Below are 25491 nucleotides of genomic sequence, written 5' to 3'. Positions count from 1 at the left end.
CTCTCCTTTCGAAGTAATGATCAAGATGCGGCAGAGCCACCGGCCAGATATCCTGTTGCCCATGCCCATTGAAGATTATATCCTCCACAGATACCGTCTACATCAAGCAATTCTCCTGTCAGATAAAGACCTTCTACATATTTAGATTCCATTGTTGCAGAATATATTTCTTCGGTACACACACCACCAGCGCAAATCTGGGCATTTTCAAATCCATTCGTATCCGAAATGGTTAAGACAGTTTTCTTGCACGTATCCACAAAAGTTTGTAATTGTTTATGCGTGAGATCACCAACTTTTGTCTGGATACGAATATGCGCCTGTTCTAATAACCTTGGAATTAATTTCTTGTTGAATATTCCTGTCAGATAATCACCAATATACATATCTTCATGCCCGTTTTTTCGTTCAAAGAGAAAATCCCTGAATTCACTGTGTGTTATATCTGGCAAAAAATCGATATGCACTTCTGTATTTTGTTTGTTATACAATCCATTTGCAATGTAACGACTGATCTGGAATACGGGAATTCCAGAAATTCCATATGCCGTAATCTGTAATTCACCTGTGTCAGAACCCAGTTCATTTCCACTGACATAGGCGGTCACTCTTGCATCTGTGCGTACACCAGAGGCCTTGGCAAATGGATGCTTCTGTACTTTCAACTGAACCAATGCGGGAAACACCGGTATGATTGAATGTCCCATAGATCTGGCCAGTGAATATCCACTCCCATCAGAACCCAATGCACTGGATGCCTTTCCACCGCAGGCAAGAATTACTTTATCAGCCCGGAACGTCTGTTCTTTTGTATATACGCGAAATCCCCTTTTACTTTTTTCCAGTTTTGTCACATGAACACCGGTATATATCTGTACCCCTAGTCGTTTCAGTTCCAGTATCAATAGGTCTAATACGGATGATGCCTGGTCAGAACGGGGATATATATAATTCCCACGAGATTTGGTAATCAGCCCAAGAGAATGAAAAAAATCCAGTGTTGCCTGATATCCAAAACGGTTCAGAACTTCTTCTACAAAGGAAATATTTTCACTATGGTAACAGGTAGCCTCCATTATCTGATTTGTCAGATTGCATCGTCCATTACCCGTTGCCAATATTTTTTTTCCAATTGTATCTTTATGTTCAAGAATGAAAACTTGTGTATGACTGTCTGATCTGGCGGCTGAGATCGCTGCAATAATTCCCGAGGCACCACCACCGATAATTCCAATTCGTTTCATAAGCTCTCCTTACTTTATAACGTTACAATTCCTTCTCGGACCAGATATTCCAGAGACATCAGTATTCCAAGTTTTGCATGCGGCCAGGTCAATCCTCCCTGAAAATATACAGCATAAGGTGGCTTGATCGGACCATCAGCGCTCAATTCAATGGAGGAACCTTGCACGAAAGCTCCTGCCGCCATAATCACATCACTGTCATACCCCGGCATTGCCCATGGCTCTGGGGTAACATAAGAATCAACTGGTGCAGCCGCCTGAATTCCTTTACAGAATGCAATGACTCCTTCTGGAATACCGAATTCTACAGCCTGAATAATATCATGACGACTTTCCGTGCCGTTCGGGACCACATGATATCCTAATTTCTCATAAATATTTGCAGCAAAAATTGCACCCTTCAGTGCACCTGCTACAACGGTAGGTGCAAGGAATAATCCTTGATAAAAAGAGCGCATAATACCGAGGGATGCACCAACTTCTTTTCCTAATCCAGGTGATGTCAACCGATAACCGCAAGAATCAATCAAGTCTTTTCGGCCAGCAATATAACCGCCAATTGGAGCAAGTCCACCTCCCGGATTCTTAATCAAAGAACCAACGACCATATCTGCACCCACATCACTTGGTTCAATAATTTCCACAAACTCACCGTAACAATTGTCTACCATGCAGATGATATCGGGATTAATCTTTTTAACAAAAGCAATTGCTTCCCCAATTTGTTTTACAGAGAAACTTGGACGTGTCTGATAACCTTTGGAACGCTGGATCGTAGCAATCTTGGTGTGTTCATTGATAGCTTTGCGAATATTATCATAATCAAAGCTACCATCTTCCAATAGATCTACTTGGGCATAAGTGATACCATATTCAGCAAGTGAACCATTCGATGGACGAATTCCAATTACTTCTTCTAAAGTATCATATGGTTTCCCGGCAATGGAGAGAAGTTCATCTCCCGGTCTTAGATTCGCACTAAGTGCCAGAGCCAAAGCATGTGTGCCACAAGTAATCTGTGGACGTACCAACGCACTTTCTGTATGAAACACAGATGCATATACTTTTTCCAGTGTATCACGACCATAGTCATCATACCCATATCCACTGGCATAATTAAAGCATGTGGCATCTACCCTGTTTTCCTGCATTGCGCGGATGACTTTCAGCTGATTATACTCCGCAATCTGATCAATGTTTTCAAAGCGTTCTTTCAAATCAGCCTCTATGGCCTGACCAAATTCCAGTACTTTAGGCTGAATGCCAATTTCTTTATATAAATGTTCTTTTTCATCTAACATAATATTCCCTTTCCATTTTTACAATACTCTATAATGCTTCCAGAATTTTTGTTTTTACAATTGCGCACTGTGCGTTAAACTCTGGATTTATTGGCTGGATTTCAACAATCACATCCGCTGCCTCTCGATAACGTTTCATATCATATAACAAAGAAGCGCGATTTAGCTGGAACCAGGCTTCTTCTCCTTCCGTACGGATTAATGGCTTTAATTCCATTAACTGTTTATAAGTAGAAGATGTATTTTGTGACTGTGCATAGACTTCCATTAATATATTCATCTTTTTTAAAAAAGCAGATCTGCCAAATAATCTTCTTAACATATGACTCCTTCCAAAGATTTTATCATCTCATGTAATATTTTTTCCTCATCGTAGTTATAATCTTTCTTATTAATCCAGCTTACCTGTCTTTCGCGTTTGAACCAGGTAAGCTGACGTTTTGCGAAATGTCTTGTGTCACGTTTTATTTTGTAAATAGCTTCTTCTATACTGCAGGCACCTTCCAGATAATCAAGAATTTCTTTGTAACCTAGCCCTTGCATGGATACCATCTCTCTGGTACATCCCATCTCCTTCAAATGTGCTACTTCTTCTACCAATCCGTCCTGAAGCATTTGGTCAACTCTTTGATCAATGCGGTGATATAGATTCTGTCGGTCATCATTCAGCACAAAATACTTAAAACAATATGGTGATTCTTTTTGGCGTTCCTTTTCATTATGTTCAGAAATGCGCTCTCCTGTCTGATAATAAAATTCCAGAGCACGAATGACACGTTTTACATTATTCGCATGAATTTCTTTAGCAGCATTAGGATCAATATCAAGCAAACGCTCATGAAGTTTTTCATTGCCGTATGTTCTTGCATATTCTTCCAATTCATGACGATAGGATAAATCTCCATCATTTTCCGAAAAATCAATATCATAAAGCAACGCCTGAATATAAAAACCAGTACCGCCTACAATGATTGGAATATGGTGGTGAGAATAGATTTCTTCCATTGCTTTTTTGGCCATCTGTTGAAATCGTACTACATGAAATTCTTCCCAAGGTTCTAGTTCATCTACAAGATAATGAGGAATACCCTGTATTTCATCCTGGCGAATTTTCGCGGAACCAATGTCCATGTGCTTATATATCTGCATGGAATCTGCAGATATGATCTCTCCGCCGATTGCTTTTGCAAGTCCTATAGATGCTTTGGTCTTTCCGACAGCCGTAGGCCCGGTTAGAACTACTAATGGTTTTTTCATATTTAAACAATCCTTTTGAATTTTTTCTCTAACTCTCGTTTACTCATTGCAATAATCGTTGGCCGTCCATGTGGGCAATGGTATGGATTCTCCAATGTCAAAAGTTCGCCAATCAGCGAATCTACTTCAGCTGCAGATAATTTCATATTTCCTTTTACAGCAGCCTTACATGACATGGAAGCAACTTTTTCATCAATCATATCCGGCGAAAGATTACGGTGAATTTCATCAGAAAGACTATCCAACATCTGTAATAACAAATCTTTTTTGGCAATTCCAAATAGGTTATCCGGAACTGCTCTGACAGCATAAGATTCTTGCCCAAATTCCTCAAATTCAAATCCAATCCGTGTGAACTGATCCATATACCGGTTCAATAATTCAGCTTCCTGCATGCTTAGATCTAATACAATCGGGGGACTGATCATCTGAGATGTGAATTCTCTTGTCTTCATACTTTTTAGAGTTCTTTCATACAGAACTCTTTCGTGGGCCGCATGCTGATCTATAATATAGAGATTGTCATGGAATTCTACCAGCCAGTATGTCTCAAATACTTGTCCAATTAGTTTATATTCATTTTTCGCCTCTTTGGTTAATAACTTTTCTTCAAAGAAGTCTAATTGTTTTGCTTCTTCTTCCTTTTTCGCGTAACTTACTGTTTCACGAATCCTGTCTGCCTGTATCTCTGGCTTGAAGATCTTCTTCTGCTCAACAACTTCCGCAGAAGAATTCTGATTATGATATGATTGCACACGCTCCCGCATCTTTGACATAAAATAATCAAGATTTCGTTCTTGCTGCGGGGCAGATGAACTGTTTTTTTTCTCGGTTGACTTTGCCGGGACAGTACGCATGAGTACATTGTTCTTTACTTCCTTTGGCATAGGCGGTGTAACTGGTGGATCCGCTTTTGGTATGGACACTTCCACGTGAGGAATCAGCTCTTGAGCATGTAGTCCCTGGTCAACTGCAGTATATACTGCATTATAAACCTCCTGTTGATTATTAAAACGTAATTCCATCTTAGTCGGATGCACATTGACATCCACATGTTCTCCATCAATTTCAATATGAAGAACGGTAAAAGGATATTTATGCTGCATGGTGAAGTCTTTATATGCATCTTCAATAGCTTTTGAAATAATAGTACTTTTTACATATCTTCCATTAATAAAATAATTTTCAAAATTACGGTTACCTCTTGAAATTATCGGTTTTCCCAGAAATCCTGTAATCTTTATTCCATTAGACTCATAGTCTGCTTTCAGAAGATTCGATGCAATCTCTCGGCCATAGACATGATAAATGACATCTTTCAAATTGCCATTACCTGAACTATGCAGCTTGGATTGCTGATTATTGATGAACTGAAATGATATCTCAGGGTGAGACAATGCCATTTTTGTCATTAAGTCACCAACATGGCTTGCTTCTGTCATAGGAGTTTTTAAAAATTTTCTTCTTGCTGGTGTATTATAAAAGAGTTGTCGAATCAAAAATGTAGTTCCATCTTTTGCTCCTGTATCATCCAGCTCCTCTTCCTTTCCGCCGGAGATGCGGTAAAGTGTTCCAAAGGTCTGTTCTTTTGTCTTTGTAATCAATTCTACCTGAGAAACTGCTGCAATACTGGACAACGCCTCTCCGCGGAATCCGAGAGAACCGATGTGTACCAGATCATCAACAGAGCGAATCTTGCTGGTGGAATGTCTCAAAAATGCATTTGGAACATCTTCTTTTCCGATTCCGCATCCATTATCAGCAATGCGGATCAAAGCGATCCCCCCATCCTGGATTTCCACAACAATTGCTGTAGCACCTGCATCAATGGCATTTTCAACCAATTCTTTCACAACAGACGCGGGACGTTCAATAACTTCTCCTGCTGCGATTTTATCAATGGTTACCGAATCTAATATGTGTATCTTGCTCATGTTTTACCACCTGTTTTTTAGTTTGTTCTGTAATTGGTATAAGGTATTTAAAGCTTCAATCGGTGTCAGATTACTGATATCAAGACTTTTGATTTCATCGATTACATCATCATCTTTTACAGTATCGAACAGAGACATCTGTGCCAGGTCTACTTCATCATAATGTTTTGGCTTCGCTTTAGGTTGTTCATGTCCATGAGATGCTATATCTTTGATGCGCTCTGTAATATCTGCATGAACCAGTTCCTCTACGATTTCTTTCGCACGCTGAATCACAGAATCCGGCACTCCGGCAAGTCTTGCCACCTGAATTCCATAGCTCTTATCTGCGCCTCCTTTTACAATTTTACGAAGAAAGATGATATCATCTCCTTTTTCTTTGACAGCGATACAGTAATTATTTACATTATCAATTTTGCCTTCTAGTTCTGTAAGTTCGTGATAATGGGTTGCAAAAAGTGTCTTTGCTCCTAATAGCTTACTGTTGCTGATATGTTCGATCACTGCCCAGGCAATACTTAATCCGTCAAAAGTACTGGTCCCTCGCCCAATCTCATCAAGAATCAAAAGGCTTTTATTCGTCGCATTTCTTAAAATATTAGCAACTTCTGTCATTTCTACCATAAAAGTACTTTGTCCACTAGCCAGGTCATCAGAGGCTCCGACTCGGGTGAAAATACGATCTACCAGTCCGATGTCTGCACTGGCAGCCGGAACAAAAGATCCAATCTGTGCCATTAATACAATCAACGCTGTTTGACGCATATATGTAGATTTTCCTGCCATATTAGGACCAGTAATAATTGAAATACGGTTTTTCTTATCATTCAGGTAAGTATCGTTGGCGATAAACATGTCATTTGGAATCATCTTCTCTACAACTGGATGACGTCCATCTTTGATATTGATCACACCTTTTTCATTGATCTTAGGCCTTACATATTGATTTCTCTCGGCGACCAACGCCATTGAGGCAAATGTATCAAGTTGTGCGATGGCATGAGCAGTACTTTGAATTCTAAGAATTTCTTTTGCAATCTGATCGCGTACTTCGCAATAAAGCTGATATTCTAATGCATACAGTCTGTCTTCTGCACCTAAAATAGTATCTTCAAGTTCTTTTAATTCTGGTATGATATATCGTTCAGCGTTTGCAAGTGTCTGCTTACGAGTATAATAATCAGGCACCAGATTCTTGAAAGAATTGGTAACTTCCAGATAATAACCAAATACTTTATTATAACGAATACGAAGGTTTTTAATGCCTGTCTTTTCTCGCTCATCTGCTTCCAATTTTGCAAGCCATTCTTTACCATCTGATTTTGCTGATCGGAGTCGGTCTACTTCTTCATTGTAACCATCTTTTATGATTCCGCCTTCTTTCATAGCAAGTGGCGGATCATCCTGAATTGCTGTTTGAATCAGATTGCACAATTCCTCCAATGTATCAAGATTTTCATAGATCTCGTGTAAGAGTGGTGCTTTCATTTCCTGAAGAATGTATTTTATATGCGGAAGCATGGACAATGAGCTTTCAAATGCAATCAGATCTCTTGGGTTCGCAGACTGATAAGTAATCTTGCAGACCAATCGTTCCAGATCATAGATTGGAGAAAGATATTCTCGTATTTCTTCCCGTGAGATTGCGTTATTCTTCAACTCATCTACAGCATCCAGTCGACGTTCGATTTCTTTGCGATCAATCAATGGCTGTTCAATATATTTACGCAGAGTTCGCGCTCCCATAGCCGTTTTAGTCTTATCCAGTACCCAGAGTAAAGATCCTCTTTTCTGCTTTTCTCGTAATGTCTCGCATAGTTCTAAGTTTCGTCTTGTTGAACTGTCCAGAAGCATATATTTTCCAGAAGCATATACAGATAATTTGGTAATATGAGATAAATCTCTTTTTTGTGTTTCCAGCAGATATTGAAGCAGTGCTCCAGCTGCAATGACTCCACAGTCATAATCCGCAAGTCCCAGACCTTCCACTACATTCACATGAAAATGCTCTTTTAAAGTCCGCTGACAGATGGCATCATCAAAATACCATGCATCCAAAGAATAGATTGTGATGCCTAACTTTTCTTTTAATAGTTCCAGATCCATGCCACTCATATAAAAAGCCTCATTGCATATCAGCTCTGAGGGCATAAATTTATAGATTTCATCAAATAATTTTTCGCTGTCACCTAATTCTGTCACCAGATATTCTCCGGTTGTAACATCCGCTACTGATAATCCATAACGATCGGCTATATAGACAACGCACATAATATAATTATTTTTCGTTTCATCTAATGACTGTGTGTCCAGATTAGTTCCTGGCGTCACAATACGAACAACGTCTCTTTTGACCAGTCCTTTTGCTGTGGCTGGATCTTCCATCTGTTCACAGATAGCAACTTTATAACCTTTAGATACAAGGCGGTTCAAGTAACCATCTACAGCATGATAAGGAACGCCACACATTGGTGCACGTTCCTCAAGGCCACAGTTTTTTCCGGTTAATGTAATTTCAAGTTCCCTGGATGCAGTAATTGCATCATCAAAGAACATCTCATAAAAATCTCCCAATCTATAAAACAAGATGCAGTCAGGATATTCCTTTTTTGTCTCCATATATTGCTGCATCATTGGTGTTAATTCCGCCACGTTAATTCTCCTCTTTTGCTAACATTTTTACATTTTATTATATCATTTCTTCTCAAAATAAGAAAGATAGAATTTCTCATTTATAATACATGGTAATAAGGCTTTTCTTCACCATATAACCAATAAGAGAGATAACCTCCCAGAAAAATTCCACAGACACATAGTCCTGAAAATATGATTACAAAAGGCAGACAAATCTGTCCAAACAACTGAAAAGGCTGATCGGAATAATCCCAGACTTTCCAGTTCATCCATTTATTAACGATGATCCCGGTAATGAACTCCATTGCAGTGACAAAGATCATACAACGAAGAAGCTGGCGCCATAAAGGATCTTTCCAATGAACCATTTGGCCTTGTATAGTAAAAAACACAAGACAGATTCCACCTAGTATAAACATGGTCCAGTGGGAAAACCCTCGAAATGCGACTTCAAACAGATAATATATACTTCCTCCCAGAGTCCATAAGAATAAATACTCACTTAATTTTCTCATAAAAAACGCCCTCACTTTGTTGTTCATACATAGTGTGAGCGTTTTTGATTCATAATATAGGTGGTATATATTTCTTGACTAGATTTTCTCTCCGAGATAGTAAAAGCCCTTGCATTCTGTCAAATGTACGTCTATCAGCTGTCCTATTAATTCTTCACTTCCTGCAAAATGTACCAGGAGATTGTTACTTAGACGTCCGGTTACCATTGAACTGTCATGTTCACTGACAGATTCCACCAATACTTGCTGAGTAGTTCCTTCATGAACAGCACATACTTCCGATGCAATGGTCTGCACTTCATTCAGCAGACGATCGAAACGATCTTTGATTACGTCTTCCGGTATCTGGTCTTCCATGACTGCAGCCGGAGTTCCTGTTCTTTTTGAATAGATGAAAGTAAACGCGCTATCGTAGCGGACTTTGCGTACAATATCAAGCGTCTCTTGAAAATCTTCTTCTGTTTCACCCGGAAAACCGACAATAATATCTGTTGTCAGAGATATATCTGGTACAGCTTTCCGAATCTTATCTACTAATTCCAGGTACTGTTCTTTTGTATATCTGCGATTCATTTTTTGAAGTATTCTGGTACTGCCTGATTGAACCGGCAAGTGCAAATGTTTACAGATTTTTTTCGAATTTCCCATAACTTCAATCAATTCATCAGACAGATCCTTCGGATGTGAAGTCATAAAACGAATTCTTTCAAGACCGTCAATCTTTTCAATTTCCTGGAGAAGCTGCGCAAATGTAATCGGCTGTTCCAGATTCTTACCATAGGAATTTACATTCTGACCTAACAGCATAACCTCCACTACACCGTCTGCAATCAATCGCTCAATTTCACGAATGATCGCCTGGGGTTCACGGCTACGTTCTCTTCCTCTGACATATGGGACGATACAATAGCTGCAGAAATTATTGCAGCCAAACATAATGTTAATTCCGGACTTAAAGAAATATTTTCGTTCATTTGGAAGATCTTCTACGATTTGATCTGTATCTTTCCAGATGTCAATGATCATACGCTGGGATTCCAGACGTGTTACGATTAGTTCTGCGAATTTAAAAATGTTATGAGTCCCAAAAATAATATCAATAAAACCATAACTTTTCTTGAGCTTTTCCACAACTTCCGGTTCCTGCATCATACATCCACACAGACCGATCATCATATTAGGATTCTTTTTCTTCCTTGGCTTCAACTGTCCCAAACGTCCGTAAACTCGTGTATTTGCATTTTCACGAACGGTACAGGTATTGTAGATAACAAAATCGGCGATATCTTCAGATGCTTCTATATAGCCGATTTCCAATAGAATTCCGCGTAATTTTTCGGAATCCCTGGCATTCATCTGACAACCAAATGTGGTTACACAAAAGGTAAGCGGTCGTCCAATCTCCTGGGATTTTTTTTGAATATATTCTTTGGCTTTTTCTATGTAATAATATTGACGCTCAGGTTCCTTATCCGGTATCTCATTAGACAAATTGATGTTTTGATTCGTCATATTCATAATCAATTCCTTTCAGTTTGCATATAATCTCATCTTTTTCTACATTCATGTCCTCACATAATGCATCCAGAGTATGGTAATAATCTCTGATTTTCGTATTTACCACACTCAGCAAAAGCATAGGATCTTTTGGTAATCCTGTCTGCATATCACTTACTCCTCATAGTATTCTCTCTGGCATATTTTTGTCTCTGTAATCAGTACTTCCGGCTGGATATCATGTGTCTCATGAGGAATCTGTTGAAAAATCTGAAAATCAAAGGCAATGGCCATTGTACGAAGTCTTGGATGTGCGGCAAGATATCGGTCATAATAACCACCGCCATAACCAATTCGATGGAAGCTGCTGTCAAAAGCGACTCCCGGTATGATCATCAATCCCTCGGTCCCTTCAGATATCCAGTCTGTTTCTGGTTCCAATATGCCATATGCCCCTGGCCGCAGCTCTTGTATACTGCTGATATGACAGAAAATCATTTCAGCGCCAATAACTTTCGGAACCCAAACATTTTTCCCCAATCGCCAGGCTTCTTCTATTATCTTAGTTGTACCGGTTTCTCCATGGCAATCAACATAGCTATAAATATCGGTTGTCTCTCTAAACCACGGATGGGAAATCACCGCTGATGCGATGGATTCTGTTTTTTGTTGCCATATAAGAGGATCTAATTCCTGTCTCAGTCGGCTAATCTTTTTTCTAATTTCCTTTTTGGTTTCCAAATTTCTCACCCAAATCTGTAATTGTTCCATCCGCTTCCTTGATGGAAATGTTATTAAGCTGGCTGCGAAGGTTGCGCTTAAATGAGTCAATATACTCTCTTCGTAATATTTGTTGTTCTTTCTGTTCGGCGGTTGTCAATCCTTCGGCTTTCGATTTGTGATATAATTCATTAATTCTTGCGATTTTTTTTTCGTCCATATCTTTTGTCCTTCCTTATCTGGTTTCTAAGAAATTACGATACTTATCTTACACTATCTTTTCCTAGAAGTCCACTGCTTTTCTTTTTCCAAAATGTTAGATTTATCGTAAAGAGTATATTAGCTGGAATAATTTTCCAGGAATCCATATAAAGCTTCGGTGTCTTCGATATATTTTCCATTTTTTATTTCTTCACGCAGAGTGCCTGGAAGTTCATCATATAAAATATCTGTATATTCATAAGGCGTCTTCTTATCACTTAAATATACGACTACATATCCATTAACTTCCATCAGATAAAAACAGTCATCTTTAAGTGCCTGTCCTTCCGTTGCAACAGAAGGTTCCAGAGATGTTGCTGCTTTCTCTGTTTTTTCTTCGGTAACTTTTGATTCGGCAAGTTCTTTTGATTTTTGATAACTTGATTGATAAGCTCCTGCGATTAAAACAAAAGCAATGATCATGACCACAAAAAAACCAATACCATACTTATTTTTCATAAGGACAACTCCTTTTTTAGTACAGTATTGGCTGAAAATTCCTGATTTATACAAGTTTACGCAAAGTTTTTTCGATCAAGAGACCCTCTCGTTCAGGATAATCGAATTTTTGGCTTTCCTGAATGCACGCACATACAAAAGCATGAGAAGCCTGTACACTTTCTAACAATGAATAACCCTGAAGTAGTTTTGACAAAAACATTCCGTCAAACGCATCCCCAGTGCCATGATATTCACTTAAAACTTCACCATTTCCAATATATAGGAATGCGTTATCTTCATAAAGTACAATTCCTTTTTTACAGTCATCTTTTGGGACACTGGTGATAACCATATCAAAATTTCCGTATTTACGCAATTCCTTACATAATGGCAAGACATTTCGATGGTTTCCAGTAATCTGATATTCTTTCCCGGTTAAAAGATAACATTCCGTTAAATTAGGGAGAATAACATCTGCATAAGGCAGCAGTTTTCTCATAGCCTTTCCATAAGAAGCATCAAAATTAGAATAATACTGTCCATGATCGCCCATGATTGGATCGAATATTACCATAGTATCTGGAAATTGTTCAATAAAGTAGATAACAGAATCTATGATCTGTACACTTCCTAGATAACCGATAAATATAGCATCAAAAGAGATCTGTTCTTTTTTATAATGATCAGCACAATTACGGATATAATCTCCTGGAATGTGTGAAATAGCCGGCGTTTTGTATCCACCGGTATGAGTGGATAATAATATTGTTGGAATCGGACATGCTTCAATTCCCATTACACTTAATATCGGCATCATATTCATAAGTGCAGCTTTTCCGACGCCACACAGATCATGCAGCAAAGCTACTTTTTTTACTGGTCTCATTTTTATCTGTATTCTCCTCTTATCAAATGTAATTTTCTGCATAGAGATATTAAGGTTGTTCCTTTTGGCATTTCCAGCATCTCTTCTTCTGTTACTCCACCGAGCAATACAAGTGATGCACCATATGTAACGACAGCTACAAGTAATGCAATAATTGTGGCAATACTCTCACCAGCAAATAGTTCAAACAACAAATGAATAACAATCGTCACCACAGCCATAATAGCAGACGCTATCACTGGAATCACAAAAGTACGTTTCTTTTCTTGAACATAACCAACCCGTTCTCTCAGAGAATGAGCATTCAAGATACAGATAGCACCAGAAAAAACAATCTTGCTTAATACAACTGCATAGATATTCCATTTGAAGATGACCATCATCAGTATTAGAGATATGACATGAATTAATAGAGAAATTGCTGCATTTTTGACAGGAGTAATCATGTCATCAAGTCCCTGAAGCACAGAATTCGTTACAGTGGACAAGCAGAAAAATACAACAGAAATAGAACCCATCTGTAACATTAGAGCTGCTGTTGCATTATCTTCCGTGTAAAACAACAGATCCATAATTGGTTTTGCAAGAATTAGAAATCCAGCAGCACATGGAATTGCAATCATCATATTGAATCTGGTAACCGTATGAATCTTATTATGTACCTGTTTGCGATTTCCCGTCTGTACAGTTGTAACAAGGCTTGGAATCAATGAAGCTGCAAGAGAACTTGCAACAGATAATGGAACGTTCACCAAAGTACTGTACTGACTGCTGAACATTCCCATTAAACTGGCATATTCTTCATTCTTATATCCCTGAGCAGCCATAATATTATTAAAGATTGCGGTGTCTAAAAAGTCGCTGATATTATAAACGGTTGCGCTCAGGATGACTGGTGCGATCGTGAGGAGAAGAACTTTGGATAATTTTTTATAACTTTCCCTATGGCGGGAGCGGTCACGTCTTATTTTACGCTTAAATATTTTCTGATAAGCAAAATAAATGACTGCACTGACTAAGAGTGCAAAAAATGCACCAGAAATCGTACCTATGGTACCGCCTGCAGCAGCATAAGCTGGACCAAACGATTGATTTCCTCTTGTTTCCGCAATATTTTTTCCTGCGCTAAGCAACAGATATGCGCCAACAACAGACATGACTGCATTGACGATCTGTTCCAACACTTGAGAAACTGCGGTTGGAACCATGGAACCATTTCCCTGGAAAAACCCTCTTAAAACTCCCAACAAAGCAACAATCAGTATACATGGAGCAAGAACACGCAACGCATATACACTCATTTCCATGGACATGATATTTGTTGCGATAAAGTCTGCACTCACAAATATAATTAAAGAAACCAGCCCTCCTGCAATCAATGCAAAAGCCATGGCACATTTGAATACTTTATATGCATTCCGATATTCCCCTACAGCGATTCTGGCCGATACCAGTTTTGAGACAGCAAGAGGAAGACTGTATGAGGTGAGCATTAAAGCTACCGTATAGATAGAAAATGCAACGTTATAATACCCCATTCCTTCGCTTCCAACGATATTGGTAAGAGGAATTCTATAAACTGCTCCAATCAGCTTAGTGATTACCCCGGCAATTGCCAGGATAGAACCCTGAACCAGAAAATTTTTTTCTTTTCTACTTTGTTGTTTTGCCATAATAACTCCATCTTATCGTAAAATATTTAATATATTCATGATCTCATTCTGTTTTTCTTCCATAATCTGACGTTCCTCATCTTCCATATGGTCATAACCAGTTAAGTGTAACACAGAATGAGCAATTAAAAAAGCATATTCTCGCAACACAGAATGACCATATTCTTCTGCCTGAGTCAGAACCTTTTCTTTAGAGATAACGATATCGCCCAGAGAAAGTTCTCCTGATTCCGGATTAAAACAATCATCTCTTTCTTCCAGAAAATCGAATTCACCAGGAATTGGATAATCAACCAATGGAAAAGACAATACGTCTGTAGGACGATCAATCCCACGAAACTGCAGATTCATCTCATGAATCTGTTCATTCATTGTAAGCAAAAGATTCACTTCAGCCTCATACGGACATCCCACATAATCTAAGGCAGCTTCAACCACCTGTTGCGCAATCTGCTGACATTCCAACGGAAGCTTTACTTCGCCTTCTTCTTCAAAATACAGTGTCATGATCTTCGCCTCTTCTCTCTGTTCTTTGACCGGTTACGGTTTTGAATCTCGTGTTTCTCATATTCTTCATATGCTTTTACAATCTTTTGTACCAATGGATGCCGAACTACGTCTTTACTGGTAAGATGGCAGATACTTATATCATCAATATTTTTTACAACGGATGTTGCTACGTCAAGTCCAGATATCTGTCCGGATGGAAGATCTTTCTGCGTGGCATCTCCGGTAATTACAACCTTAGATCCAAATCCGATTCTCGTCAAAAACATTTTCATCTGCGCTGGCGTTGTGTTCTGTGCCTCATCCAGAATAATAAAAGCATTATCTAAAGTTCTGCCACGCATATATGCCAATGGGGCAACTTCAATCAGTCCTTTTTCTGAATTCTTTATAAAACTCTCTGCTCCCATGATCTGATACAAGGCATCATAGAGTGGTCGAAGATAAGGATCAATCTTACTCTGCAGATCTCCTGGAAGAAATCCTAATTTCTCGCCAGCTTCAATTGCCGGACGTGTCAGGATGATTCTTCCTACTTCATTATTTTTAAAAGCAGTAATTGCCATTGCCATGGCAAGATATGTCTTTCCTGTACCGGCCGGTCCAAGGCCGAATACAATCATCTGCTTTCGTATTGCATCTACATATTTCTTCTGACCAAGAGTTTTTGGTTTGATAGGTTTCCCTTGTAAGGTATGACAGATAATATCTTTATCGATTTCTAACACATTCTCTTCACTGTCTTCCATAACGAGAGCAAGTGTATAATCTACATTCTGTTCCTGAATGGTGTTGCCCCTGCGGGATAATTCCACCAATTGTCCCAGCACATTTCGTGCTCTTTCTACATTGGCAGCATCTCCCATGATTTTTACACTTTCTCCTCTTGCAATTAAAGTTACGTGAAGTGTCCGCTCGATTTTTTTTACATAAGCATCAAATTGGCCAAATACATTCTTTTCATGCTCAGCCGGTATGTCAATGACTGCTTCCATTAATCCCATTCGTTATTCTCCTGACTCATCTTGTTCTTCTTGCACTGGAATCTCCAATAATTGAGAAGGAGCTGAGGTGCCGATCGACATAATAACAGTTAATGTTCCCCGTGCCTCGGCCTTTTCAGACTCTGTGTATATTTTAACATCATTCTCAATAATTTCTACCCCTTTTTTCTCCAAATCCTTACAATATTCCTCAAATTTATCGGATAATATCTGTTGAACTTCTTTTGTTGAATATTTTTTATTGATTGATTTATACGGTTTTGCGTCTCTGATTCCATAAAAAACCGGAAGATAAAAGTTTTCCCCAAACTTTAACTGTTTTTCCCAACCGTGCATTTCCCATGAGTCATACTGATTATGGATAGATGCAAATCGTAATCTATAATTACCAATACTTAGATAATATTCTTCTTTTTCTACAGATAGATATTCCTTTTCTTCATATGTCATCTGCATCTTTTCTTGATATACAATTGTGGTCCGTCCACGAATGTCGGCATCTGCTTCGTAATATTGATAGCTGATTATTTCACCAGAATCATCGGTGACAGGAACCTGACCGGACACCAGAATATCTCCCTGCTTTACTTCGGTTCCTTTTTCTACAGCCGGTACACCATTTCTTGAAATAATCTCTGTAATAACACAGTCGTGATCAGCTATGATATCGGTTGGTAATATTTCTGTAGTGTTATCTGAGGTGATCGTAGAAGTGTCCATAGAATCTTCATTTTCTTTGATTTGAATGATAAGGCGGCTTCCCTGAATTGATGCGGATACCCAGATGATATCATCATATTCTTTTCGAATATCTTTTACGATTCGGTCACAATCAACTTCGGATTTTGGCATTCCATTTGCAACATTCTTTTCTGCAAGAAATTTCAATAATGTATCATCTGTATATGTCTGATTTCCAGTGATGTTGATATTCCATATGTAATGCGACATCAAGATGGTAAGGCAAACACAGATGAAAGCACCTGCAATGAAAAATCTTCGTCTGTGATATTTGTGTAAAAAAAAAGGAAGCCCCAGTCTTTTTACAATTACCACTTTTGTTCCAGTCTTTCTGATAATCGGTTTCAACTGTCGGAATCCCTGAATTGAAATATTCATTTCATAAGCGCCTTGCACCGGCTGTAGTTCCCATAACGAAATTCCTTTATGGCAGCATGCATTTAGGAAACGTTCTGTTGAGTACCCGGTGACCCGTATTCGAATAAACCCTTTCATGTATCGAATGATCTTTGGCAGCAACTTAATATCCTCCTTTTTAATGCTGATATTCAACGGACAAAATCTGACCGTTTACCTTCATCTCGTCGTTCGTATAATAGATGACATGTAGATTTTTTCCAAAGATGCGAATCTGCCCGGTTTTTGTCTGAATGCGTACTAAAGAATCTGTGTATTCAATAATTCCTCTATAATTCTCCAGACACAATTCATTTTGTCCAAGGATAGTCAATACCGGCATTCCCATGACAACATCCTTTGGCAATTCGGACAACTCAGCTATTTTATTTCGAAGGAAATGATCGTTATTTGATTTCATAGAAATGCCACTCGCAGAATTTATAATAATCTATGTGGCGAGTATGAAGATTATGCATGCCTCCTTTTTATTCTTACGGGACACTTTGAACCTAACTGACAAGGAATCATACATTTATAAAAAATACAGGCAATTGTCAGTAACCAGAGTATTCTTTGCCTTTGCCCTGAATCATTGGTTAGATTATGTATGCTGTCACAGACCTGCCGAAATCTGGGAATACCTGTGACAGCATCTCTAAGGATTTTAATGCCTGCCCAAGACTGAAACGATGTAAAAAGAATCAGCCCTCCTTTTCTCCAACGGTTCAATTCCTTTGTCATTAACTGGTATAAACCGGCATAAATTCCTGTAACTGTCGCAATATGATGAAGCCACGTGCACAGTGATACTTCTTTTTCCTGCATTGTATCAAATCCTCCTATCATTCAATAAATATGATATTATTGTACAGGATTTTTTTATTGTTATACAGAAAAAGAATTCGCAAGTTTCAACATTGTTCGTGTCTATTCTTCATGATATGCCATTGCATAAAATTTTTCCTGTGAATTAAGAGGTTTCTGATCATTTTCTACTCTCCGGTATGTACCATCCGGATATAATTGCCTTGCTTTTTGATTATCATTTAACATAATATCAAACATGTTCTGCAATTCTTCTTTTAAATGCTCTGCATAGACTGGTGCCGCAACTTCTACTCTTCTTACTGTGTTCCTAGTCATAAAATCTGCAGATGCAATATAGTATTTTCTTCGGTCACCAGATCCAAATATATAGATTCTGGAATGTTCCAGAAATCTTCCTACGATACTGATAATACGAATATTATCTGTCTTTCCTTCAATTCCTGGAATCAGACAACAGATTCCTCGAATGATCATATCAATCTTAACACCGGCACTGGATGCTTCTATTAATTTATCGATGATCTTCTTATCAGTCAATGAATTCAGTTTAAAACCAGCATAAGCTTCCTCTCCATTTTTTGCACGTGCGATCTCTTCGTCCAACATCTCAAGAACTTTATTCTGAAGACATTTGGGTGCTACAAGAAGATGTTCGGATTTTTCTATGACTTCCCCTTTTGCAAGTGCCTGAAAAACATTAGAAGCCTCTATACCAATATCCACGTTGGATGTCATTAATGATAAATCTGTATAAAGTCTAGAAGTTTTTTCGTTATAGTTTCCGGTTCCGATCTGTGTAATATATTCAATCTGCTTATCGGTCTTTCGGGTAATCAGACATAATTTTGAATGCACTTTGTAACCGTCGAGTCCATAGATGACCTGACATCCTGCATTTTCCAGGCGTCTGGACCATTCAATATTATTTTCTTCATCAAACCTTGCACGAAGTTCAACTAATACTACTACTTCTTTGCCATTTTCAGCAGCTTCGATCAATGCCTCTACCACTTTACTTTGCTTTGCCACACGGTACAAAGTCATCTTGATAGAAACTACATCTTTATCTTCTGCGGCTTCGTTTAACAAATGTAAGAAAGGGCGAATTGATTCATAAGGATAAGAAAGAAGCTTATCTTCTTCTTTTATCTGTTCTATGATACTTCTTCCTTCCTGAAACTGATCTGATTTTTGAGATGTTCTTTTGGGGAAGAACAGTTTGGTTTCTTTTCGAAGAAGATCTTGTATCTGAAATACAAAAGAAAGATCAAGCGGTGTTGAAGTTTTGAACACATGATTCTTTCCTAATTCGAGATAATCACAAAGAAGGGAGATGCCATAAGAATCCATTTCTCTTGAAAGCTCCAGACGGATTGGTGCCAACTTCTTCCTTTGCTTAATGATACCTACCATAAATTCCCGGTAATCCAGATCTTCATCATACAGAGCGTCCGCGTCAATATCTGCATTTCGTGTAACGCGCATAAGTGATTTTGATTTAATCTTATAACCTTTGAATATTTTTGATACAAAATGTAAAATTAATTCTTCTGTCAATATGTAACTTCCCTGCATGCCAGGAATATTGACCATACGGCCAAATACACTACCGGTACATGGAATCAGACCTATTCTTTCTTTTTTATTCTTTGTTTCCAACACAACAACTGCATATATCTCTTTATTGCGAAGAAATGGGAATGGCTGCCGTCTACCTACAACAGTTGGCGAGATTAGCGGGGCAATCTCTGAATCAAAATATTTTTCCAGATACTTGCATCCTTCGGAATCAATATCCTGGAATCTTAAAATTTGAATTCCTTCTTTTGCAATACATTCCATGAGTTCGTCATAGACAGCTTCTTTACGGCAGTCTGTCTTACGAGTCTGCTTCAATATTGCATCTACTTGTTCCTGAGAAGTCATCCCTGTCTTATTCTCCCGGATTTCTTTTTGAAGCAATGTCTGATCAAAAAGTGAACCCACACGCACCATAAAAAATTCATCCATATTAGTCTGATAGATTGACATAAATGTCAGCCTTTCACATAACGGCACAGATGGATTTTCTGCTTCTTCCAGTACTCGTTCATTGAATTTGAGCCAGGATAATTCTCTGTTCATATACATATTATCCATTGTATACACCTTTCTTTGTCAGTATTGTATAAGTTTATATCGTATTACATATATCACAACTACAAAAAGAGCATTTATAATCTATGTTAAATTCATGTAAAAAATCTCCGTAATTTTGTCACGGAGATTTTTGAATCTAAGCTACTTTATATGGTTTTCTTTTAAATATTTCTTTTGCCTTTGGATCAACTTTAGATTCCATGCTGGAATAGTACCTTATCATATCGTTTTTAATCTGTTTCCGGTTTCTTCTCTCTTTACGCATAACACAGACATCCTTTCATGGTTCATATAATACTTAATATATCTTTTGATAAAGATAATTTATCGTAGAATTATTTTTATTATATGAAATCACGTTTAAGTCTATGTTAAATCCGAACTTTCTTCTAGCACAGAAGTGCAATGCGGACATCTAAGTGCATCAATTGCAATCTCACTTTTGCAAAACGGACAAGTTTTTGTCGTTACAGGCGCTTCTTCCGCTTCTTTTTTCGGTGCAAACTTTGCAGCAGCGTTGTTCATTGCTTTGATGATTATAAACAGTACTAATGCCATAATCAGGAAATTGATGACAGCTGTTAAAAATTTTCCATAATTCAAGGTCACCTCACCAAGAATATTCCAGGACAGCTTGTCAAAATTCATTCCTCCAAATAATCCAAGAATTGGATTGATGATATCTTCTACAAATGAAGACACAATACTGGTAAACGCACCGCCTATGATAATACCTACTGCCATATCCATGACATTGCCACGGCTGATAAACTCCTTAAATTCTTTTATAAAGTTTTTCATCTTTCGTCTTCCTCCTTATGATCGAACTGTTATTAATCATTATAATAAATAATCTATAAACTGTACAGAATAATTACTACATTTTCTGATATTAACAGACGCATCATTCTTTCCTTGAAAATCAAATTCAATATTTTGTTATTGTATTTCACAAAAAAGCACGATATAATAACTAAGTATAAAAGGGGTGCTTGCTTTAAGCAGGCTGAGAGTAAGCTAGTGTGCTTTAACCCATGACCTGATTTGGATAATGCCAACGTAGGGACATAAAGTATGAATTATGTACGGTATGCTTCCTTTGCGTACCGTTTTTTGTTTTATAAAAACATTTCGCGAGAATGCACACTTTTGCTCTTTCTCAATACCTCATGCGGCAGATTGGGAGCACCACCTTTTGCCGCACTATAAAATTTAATGAATATGTTCATTAAAAGCAAAGTGAAGGAGGAAAAGAATATGTCTGGTTACACAACACAGATGGATGCTGCCCGTCAGGGTATCGTCACACCTGAAATGAAAATTGTTGCAGAAAAAGAACACTGGGATGTAGAAGATCTGCGCAATGCAATTGCCAAAGGAGAGATTATCATTCCATGCAACAAAAAACACACTTCTTTGAATCCAAGCGGAGTAGGCGCTAAGTTAACTACAAAGATTAATGTCAACTTAGGAGTCTCCCGCGACTGGAAAGATGTGGATATGGAGTATGAGAAGGTACGTTCTGCTGTAGAAATGGGAGCAGAGGCAATCATGGATCTAAGTTCCTATGGAGATACCAGAAGTTTTCGTCGTAAACTCACACAAGAATGCCCTGCCATGATCGGTACAGTTCCGATTTATGACGCAGTCGTTTACTACCACAAACCGCTGGGACAGATTACTGCACAGGAATGGCTGGATATTGTAAGAATGCATGCAGAAGATGGTGTGGATTTTATGACGATTCATTGTGGTATGAATCGCGCAACGGCTGCAAGATTTAAACAGAACAAACGTCTGATGAATATCGTATCTCGCGGAGGCTCCATTATGTTTGCCTGGATGGAAATGACCGGGGAAGAGAACCCGTTCTATGAACATTATGCTGAGATCCTTGATATCTGTCGTGAATATGATATTACGATGAGCCTTGGAGACGCATGTCGTCCAGGCTGTATTGCAGATGCTACTGATACCGCACAAATCGAGGAGCTGATTACCCTGGGAGAACTGACCAAGCGTGCCTGGGCCAAGGATGTACAGGTTATGATTGAAGGACCCGGACATATGCCTATGAATCAGATTGCTGCAAATATGGAAATTCAAAAAACCTTGTGCCATGGTGCACCGTTCTATGTACTTGGTCCATTGGTAACCGATGTTGCTCCTGGATATGACCATATTACTTCTGCTATTGGAGGCGCAATCGCAGCTGCATCCGGCGCTGCATTTTTATGTTATGTCACTCCGGCCGAACACTTACGTCTTCCAAATGCTGCTGATGTAAAGGAAGGTATCGTAGCTGCAAAAATCGCAGCACACGCAGCTGATATAGCAAAAGGAATTCCTGGCGCAACAGATTGGGATTATCAGATGAGTGAAGCAAGAAAACGCCTTGACTGGGAAGCAATGTTCAAGCTTAGCATGGATCCTGAAAAAGCACGTCGTTATCGTGAAGAAGCAAAACCAGAAAAAGAAGACACCTGTAGTATGTGCGGAAACTTCTGCGCAGTAAAAAATACGAATCGAATCCTGGATGGAGAAATTGTAAGTATTTTTGACGAGTAAATGGGAATTTAGATTAGTTAGTTGGTAATTGGGAGGTGTACGGCGAGAGGACGGATGGAATGGTTGCCATTGCGGAGTCCTTCGCTAAGAATCCATAACTGAAAAAGAAGCAGATATTTTGTGACCAGGCTGATTCACCCCGAAATCTTGATGATTTCGAGGCTCAGCAGCCTTCTCAGATTTGGCTTGAAGCCAAATCTTCGCACAAAATATCTGCTTCTTTTCCAGTAACGGATTCTAGCGCTTGTCCAACGAACGGCAACCATTCCATCCGTCTTCTTGCCTGACATCCCCCAAGTCCGCAACTTCCTCATCTGGGAGAATTCCTGCGCGTCATGCAGATGGAAAGATCATAGTAAAGATATTGTCAAAAAACTGGCAGAATAACTAACTGAATCTTCCCCTGAAATCACGATGAATCGTATAAAAACTCCGCTCCCCATTGCACTTCGCGCCAGGAATTTCTCCAGATGAGTTCGTTCAGTATTTGAGAATGTCAGGCGCAAGGAAGCTGGACAGGCTGGTCTGTATCCGTCTAGCCAAGCGTTAGAATTCGTTACAGAAAAAAGAGTTGCAATTCCGTGTGAGAATTTGGCCTCCAGCCAAATTCGAAAGGACTGCTGAATCGAGAAATTATCTAAATTTCTCGGTGAATCAGTCCGGTCACGAAATTGCAACTCTTTTTTCTGTTATGGATTCTCAGCGAAGGATACCGGATACAGACCAGCTGTCCAACTTCCTTGCGCCGTACACCTCTCAATTACCAACTAACTCATCTAAATTCCCAACTAAATTACATATTTAATCTTTTTGTTCAGCTTCATTAGTTCATTTGCAAATTCTCGATTCTCGTATAATGCAACGAAAACGGTACTCATTCTTTTCGACTCGATTCCTACCCGGTCAAAGGATGCGGCAAAGGATGCTGAATAATTTTTCATTTTCCGTATTGATGTGATTTCTTGTGTAGGGAGAGTCTTTGTCAATAAACCAAAATGTATTACTACTTGTTTTTTATCAACAATAACTTCGTTTCTGAATAATACGGGAATAGAATATAAATCTACTAAAACTAATAAAATCAGATATCCCCATACCGTTGTAAATCCGACATTGAGTGTAATTCCCAATGTAATCCCATTTAATAGTGCGATAACTACATACCACCATATATCGATTTTCCCTTTGAATGTCATAAAAAAGCCTCCGTTGTTCATTCGTATTTGCTACTGCTATTATACATACGAATTTCAACGGAGACAATCTTTTTTTGTTTTCTTTTATTCTACATTTTTGTCTTCATCTGCAACATATTCGAAAAAGTCAAAATCGGCATAATGTTTGTGCTTGACACGGTCGGCACAGGTGATTCCTACCATGGTTCCTGTAAATTCTCCATATTTGCAATATTCATCCGAAAATTTTGTTGTATCAAAGACTCTTCCGATCTTCTGATACTTGTTTCCATCCAGGCTCCATTCGAACCAGGACTTACGTCCTTCAATGTAGAGTCGCAGATAGACTGGGCCATCTTCTATCGGAATCCGGGAATTTAAAAATTCCGTTTTTTCTCCGTTTTCAAGCTGAATTATAGACAATGCACTCTGACCTAAAGTTTCACTGTAATATTTTCTGAGATTGATATAATTCATATTGTCATAATATAGGATGAGTCCGGCACTGTGCTGATGAACTTCTGGGACGAATTCCATTTTTGTTGTAATTCTGGCATAGACACTTGTAAGCTTGCGGGCAAGGATACTGACTCTATTCAGTGATGTACGGGATTCTTGTCCGCGGATTCTGACGTAACCCGGACGAGCCTTTACATCTGCAAAGGATTGAGGCATCATTCTTGGAGCATAATACCAGATGCCGAGTTCTTCGGAATCAAAGTCATCATAATCCGGAATCTGTGCAACCGGATATTCCGCAAGAGTGCTTTCTGGAACTTCAACCTTTGCCAGATTACTTCCGTCTGCCATGCGAAGCCAATGATCTTTCGTCCACATCATTTTCTGAATTGCCGTCTCTCTTCCAAGTGTACAGCGCAGTTCCGGTACGAACGGCCGTGCAGTCAGATGAACCAGATAGACTTCGCCATCCGGTGTCTCTACGTAACTTCCATGTCCTGATTTTTGAAGTACAGATTCTGGATTATAGTATTTCGGCTTTAAATGATCTGGATCATGACGCTCATAAGAATCTCCCGGAACCGATGTCACAATTGGATTTTTGGGATCTTTTTCATATGGTCCCCAGACATTAGCTGAACGTCCCATGGTCACACAGTGATTATATCCTGTGCCACCCTCTGCACACATAATATAATAATAGCCATTCTTTTTAGTCAAATGGGGTGCTTCAATACAGCCTCTGTCTGTTCCCCCGCTCCAGATTCGCTTTGGATAACCAATGATTTCTTTCTTTTCCGGTGAATATTCCACCATACAGATTGCTCCTGGTTTTTCATAGCCTTCTCTCGTCTCCCATTCAAGGGATACAACCCATTTACGTCCGTCATCATCATGGAATATTGATGCATCAAAGCCAGAAGAATGAAGGTAAATCGGTTCACTCCATGGACCTTTGATATTCTTTGCTGTAATCAGATAATTATCTACGTCAAAATATCTGGCATTCATAGAATTCATAATGCCATATACCACATAGAACAGATCATCTTCCTCACAATAAGTCAGGCAAGGTGCCCAGATTCCCTTCGCAGAAGGTAATTTTTTTAGGTCTACTTCCTGGTCATCTGTCAGAACATGAGTATATAGTTCCCAGTTCTTCAGATCCCTAGAATGGTAGATTGGAATTCCAGGAAACCATTCAAATGTGGAAACTGCAAGATAATAATCTTCCCCTTTTCTGCAGATACATGGATCCGGATTAAATCCGGGAAGTATTGGATTCTTTATCATAATTTATGTTCTCCC

24 protein-coding genes and 1 riboswitch are annotated in these 25491 nt (G+C 38.7%); of the genes, 1 reads left to right on the top strand and 23 read right to left on the bottom strand.

Translation table 11 applies throughout. The annotated features are described in order from the left end of the window. Nucleotides 1–20: 20 nt before the first annotated feature. The 21 genes from ACQRBH_RS06740 to mscL form a co-directional block, all read right to left on the bottom strand. The gene (locus tag ACQRBH_RS06740; RefSeq protein WP_427761242.1) at nucleotides 21–1244 is read right to left on the bottom strand and encodes an NAD(P)/FAD-dependent oxidoreductase; all 1224 of its coding nucleotides are present in this window, start codon (nucleotides 1242–1244) and stop codon (nucleotides 21–23) included. A 14-nt stretch (nucleotides 1245–1258) separates the two neighbouring features. Beyond that, nucleotides 1259–2545, bottom strand: a complete 1287-nt coding sequence (locus ACQRBH_RS06735; protein ID WP_235231438.1) for an aminotransferase class I/II-fold pyridoxal phosphate-dependent enzyme — start codon at nucleotides 2543–2545, stop codon at nucleotides 1259–1261. A gap of 28 nt (nucleotides 2546–2573) precedes the next feature. Beyond that, nucleotides 2574–2867, bottom strand: coding sequence for a hypothetical protein (locus tag ACQRBH_RS06730; RefSeq protein WP_235231437.1), 294 nt, complete (start codon nucleotides 2865–2867; stop codon nucleotides 2574–2576). Continuing rightward, on the bottom strand, nucleotides 2861–3802 hold the full coding sequence (miaA, locus tag ACQRBH_RS06725; RefSeq protein WP_427761241.1) for a tRNA (adenosine(37)-N6)-dimethylallyltransferase MiaA: 942 nt from the start codon (nucleotides 3800–3802) through the stop codon (nucleotides 2861–2863). The genes ACQRBH_RS06730 and miaA overlap by 7 nt, the downstream gene beginning before the upstream one ends. 2 nt (nucleotides 3803–3804) lie before the next feature. Then, nucleotides 3805–5736: a DNA mismatch repair endonuclease MutL gene (mutL, locus tag ACQRBH_RS06720; protein WP_427761240.1), complete on the bottom strand. Its 1932-nt coding sequence runs from the start codon at nucleotides 5734–5736 to the stop codon at nucleotides 3805–3807. A 3-nt stretch (nucleotides 5737–5739) separates the two neighbouring features. Then, complete coding sequence (mutS, locus tag ACQRBH_RS06715; RefSeq protein ID WP_427761239.1) at nucleotides 5740–8388, bottom strand: DNA mismatch repair protein MutS; 2649 nt, start codon at nucleotides 8386–8388, stop codon at nucleotides 5740–5742. Nucleotides 8389–8468: 80 nt separating this feature from the next. Next, on the bottom strand, nucleotides 8469–8885 hold the full coding sequence (locus ACQRBH_RS06710) for a putative ABC transporter permease (protein WP_427742009.1): 417 nt from the start codon (nucleotides 8883–8885) through the stop codon (nucleotides 8469–8471). A 78-nt stretch (nucleotides 8886–8963) separates the two neighbouring features. Further along, on the bottom strand, nucleotides 8964–10403 hold the full coding sequence (gene miaB / locus ACQRBH_RS06705) for a tRNA (N6-isopentenyl adenosine(37)-C2)-methylthiotransferase MiaB (RefSeq protein WP_427761238.1): 1440 nt from the start codon (nucleotides 10401–10403) through the stop codon (nucleotides 8964–8966). Beyond that, nucleotides 10369–10551 carry a DUF4250 domain-containing protein gene (locus ACQRBH_RS06700; protein ID WP_235231432.1) on the bottom strand — a complete coding sequence of 61 codons (183 nt, stop codon included), beginning with the start codon at nucleotides 10549–10551 and terminating at the stop codon, nucleotides 10369–10371. The genes miaB and ACQRBH_RS06700 overlap by 35 nt, the downstream gene beginning before the upstream one ends. A gap of 5 nt (nucleotides 10552–10556) precedes the next feature. Continuing rightward, on the bottom strand, nucleotides 10557–11132 hold the full coding sequence (locus tag ACQRBH_RS06695; protein WP_347376675.1) for a 5-formyltetrahydrofolate cyclo-ligase: 576 nt from the start codon (nucleotides 11130–11132) through the stop codon (nucleotides 10557–10559). Beyond that, a complete protein-coding gene (locus ACQRBH_RS06690) occupies nucleotides 11101–11322 on the bottom strand; it encodes a DUF896 domain-containing protein (protein ID WP_347376668.1) in 222 nt (73 codons plus the stop codon). Before ACQRBH_RS06690 ends, ACQRBH_RS06695 begins: the two co-directional genes overlap by 32 nt. Before the next feature lie 119 nt (nucleotides 11323–11441). Next, nucleotides 11442–11822 carry a hypothetical protein gene (locus tag ACQRBH_RS06685; RefSeq protein ID WP_347376669.1) on the bottom strand — a complete coding sequence of 127 codons (381 nt, stop codon included), beginning with the start codon at nucleotides 11820–11822 and terminating at the stop codon, nucleotides 11442–11444. Nucleotides 11823–11868: 46 nt separating this feature from the next. Next, a complete protein-coding gene (locus tag ACQRBH_RS06680) occupies nucleotides 11869–12690 on the bottom strand; it encodes a pyridoxamine kinase (protein ID WP_347376670.1) in 822 nt (273 codons plus the stop codon). 2 nt (nucleotides 12691–12692) lie between these two features. Next, a complete protein-coding gene (locus tag ACQRBH_RS06675; protein ID WP_427761237.1) occupies nucleotides 12693–14363 on the bottom strand; it encodes a putative polysaccharide biosynthesis protein in 1671 nt (556 codons plus the stop codon). Between the two features lie 12 nt (nucleotides 14364–14375). Further along, nucleotides 14376–14870, bottom strand: a complete 495-nt coding sequence (ybeY, locus tag ACQRBH_RS06670; protein ID WP_427761236.1) for an rRNA maturation RNase YbeY — start codon at nucleotides 14868–14870, stop codon at nucleotides 14376–14378. After that, on the bottom strand, nucleotides 14867–15874 hold the full coding sequence (locus ACQRBH_RS06665; protein WP_235231426.1) for a PhoH family protein: 1008 nt from the start codon (nucleotides 15872–15874) through the stop codon (nucleotides 14867–14869). The genes ybeY and ACQRBH_RS06665 overlap by 4 nt, the downstream gene beginning before the upstream one ends. A 3-nt stretch (nucleotides 15875–15877) precedes the next feature. After that, the gene (locus ACQRBH_RS06660) at nucleotides 15878–17134 is read right to left on the bottom strand and encodes a sporulation protein YqfD (protein WP_235231425.1); all 1257 of its coding nucleotides are present in this window, start codon (nucleotides 17132–17134) and stop codon (nucleotides 15878–15880) included. Between the two features lie 16 nt (nucleotides 17135–17150). Further along, nucleotides 17151–17432, bottom strand: coding sequence for a sporulation protein YqfC (gene yqfC, locus ACQRBH_RS06655; protein WP_235231424.1), 282 nt, complete (start codon nucleotides 17430–17432; stop codon nucleotides 17151–17153). Between the two features lie 509 nt (nucleotides 17433–17941). Beyond that, nucleotides 17942–19981 carry a polyphosphate kinase 1 gene (ppk1, locus tag ACQRBH_RS06650; protein ID WP_427742004.1) on the bottom strand — a complete coding sequence of 680 codons (2040 nt, stop codon included), beginning with the start codon at nucleotides 19979–19981 and terminating at the stop codon, nucleotides 17942–17944. 136 nt (nucleotides 19982–20117) lie between these two features. Then, nucleotides 20118–20246: a hypothetical protein gene (locus ACQRBH_RS06645; RefSeq protein WP_268826667.1), complete on the bottom strand. Its 129-nt coding sequence runs from the start codon at nucleotides 20244–20246 to the stop codon at nucleotides 20118–20120. A gap of 101 nt (nucleotides 20247–20347) precedes the next feature. Further along, complete coding sequence (gene mscL, locus ACQRBH_RS06640; protein WP_427742003.1) at nucleotides 20348–20782, bottom strand: large conductance mechanosensitive channel protein MscL; 435 nt, start codon at nucleotides 20780–20782, stop codon at nucleotides 20348–20350. 173 nt (nucleotides 20783–20955) lie between these two features. Next, nucleotides 20956–21064, top strand: a riboswitch (TPP riboswitch). A 174-nt stretch (nucleotides 21065–21238) separates the two neighbouring features. On the opposite strand from mscL, the gene thiC reads away from it, so the two are divergent. Continuing rightward, nucleotides 21239–22549: a phosphomethylpyrimidine synthase ThiC gene (gene thiC, locus ACQRBH_RS06635; RefSeq protein ID WP_427761235.1), complete on the top strand. Its 1311-nt coding sequence runs from the start codon at nucleotides 21239–21241 to the stop codon at nucleotides 22547–22549. 788 nt (nucleotides 22550–23337) lie between these two features. Here the strand turns inward: thiC and ACQRBH_RS06630 are convergent. Beyond that, nucleotides 23338–23745, bottom strand: a complete 408-nt coding sequence (locus tag ACQRBH_RS06630) for a PH domain-containing protein (protein WP_427761234.1) — start codon at nucleotides 23743–23745, stop codon at nucleotides 23338–23340. An 84-nt stretch (nucleotides 23746–23829) separates the two neighbouring features. After that, complete coding sequence (locus tag ACQRBH_RS06625; protein ID WP_427761233.1) at nucleotides 23830–25476, bottom strand: glycoside hydrolase family 43 protein; 1647 nt, start codon at nucleotides 25474–25476, stop codon at nucleotides 23830–23832. Nucleotides 25477–25491: the final 15 nt, after the last annotated feature.

It is taken from the genome of Bariatricus sp. SGI.161 (genome assembly GCF_050313695.1).
In the GTDB taxonomy this organism is placed as follows: domain Bacteria; phylum Bacillota; class Clostridia; order Lachnospirales; family Lachnospiraceae; genus JAFBIX01.
This window is presented reverse-complemented; position numbering and strand designations above follow the sequence as displayed.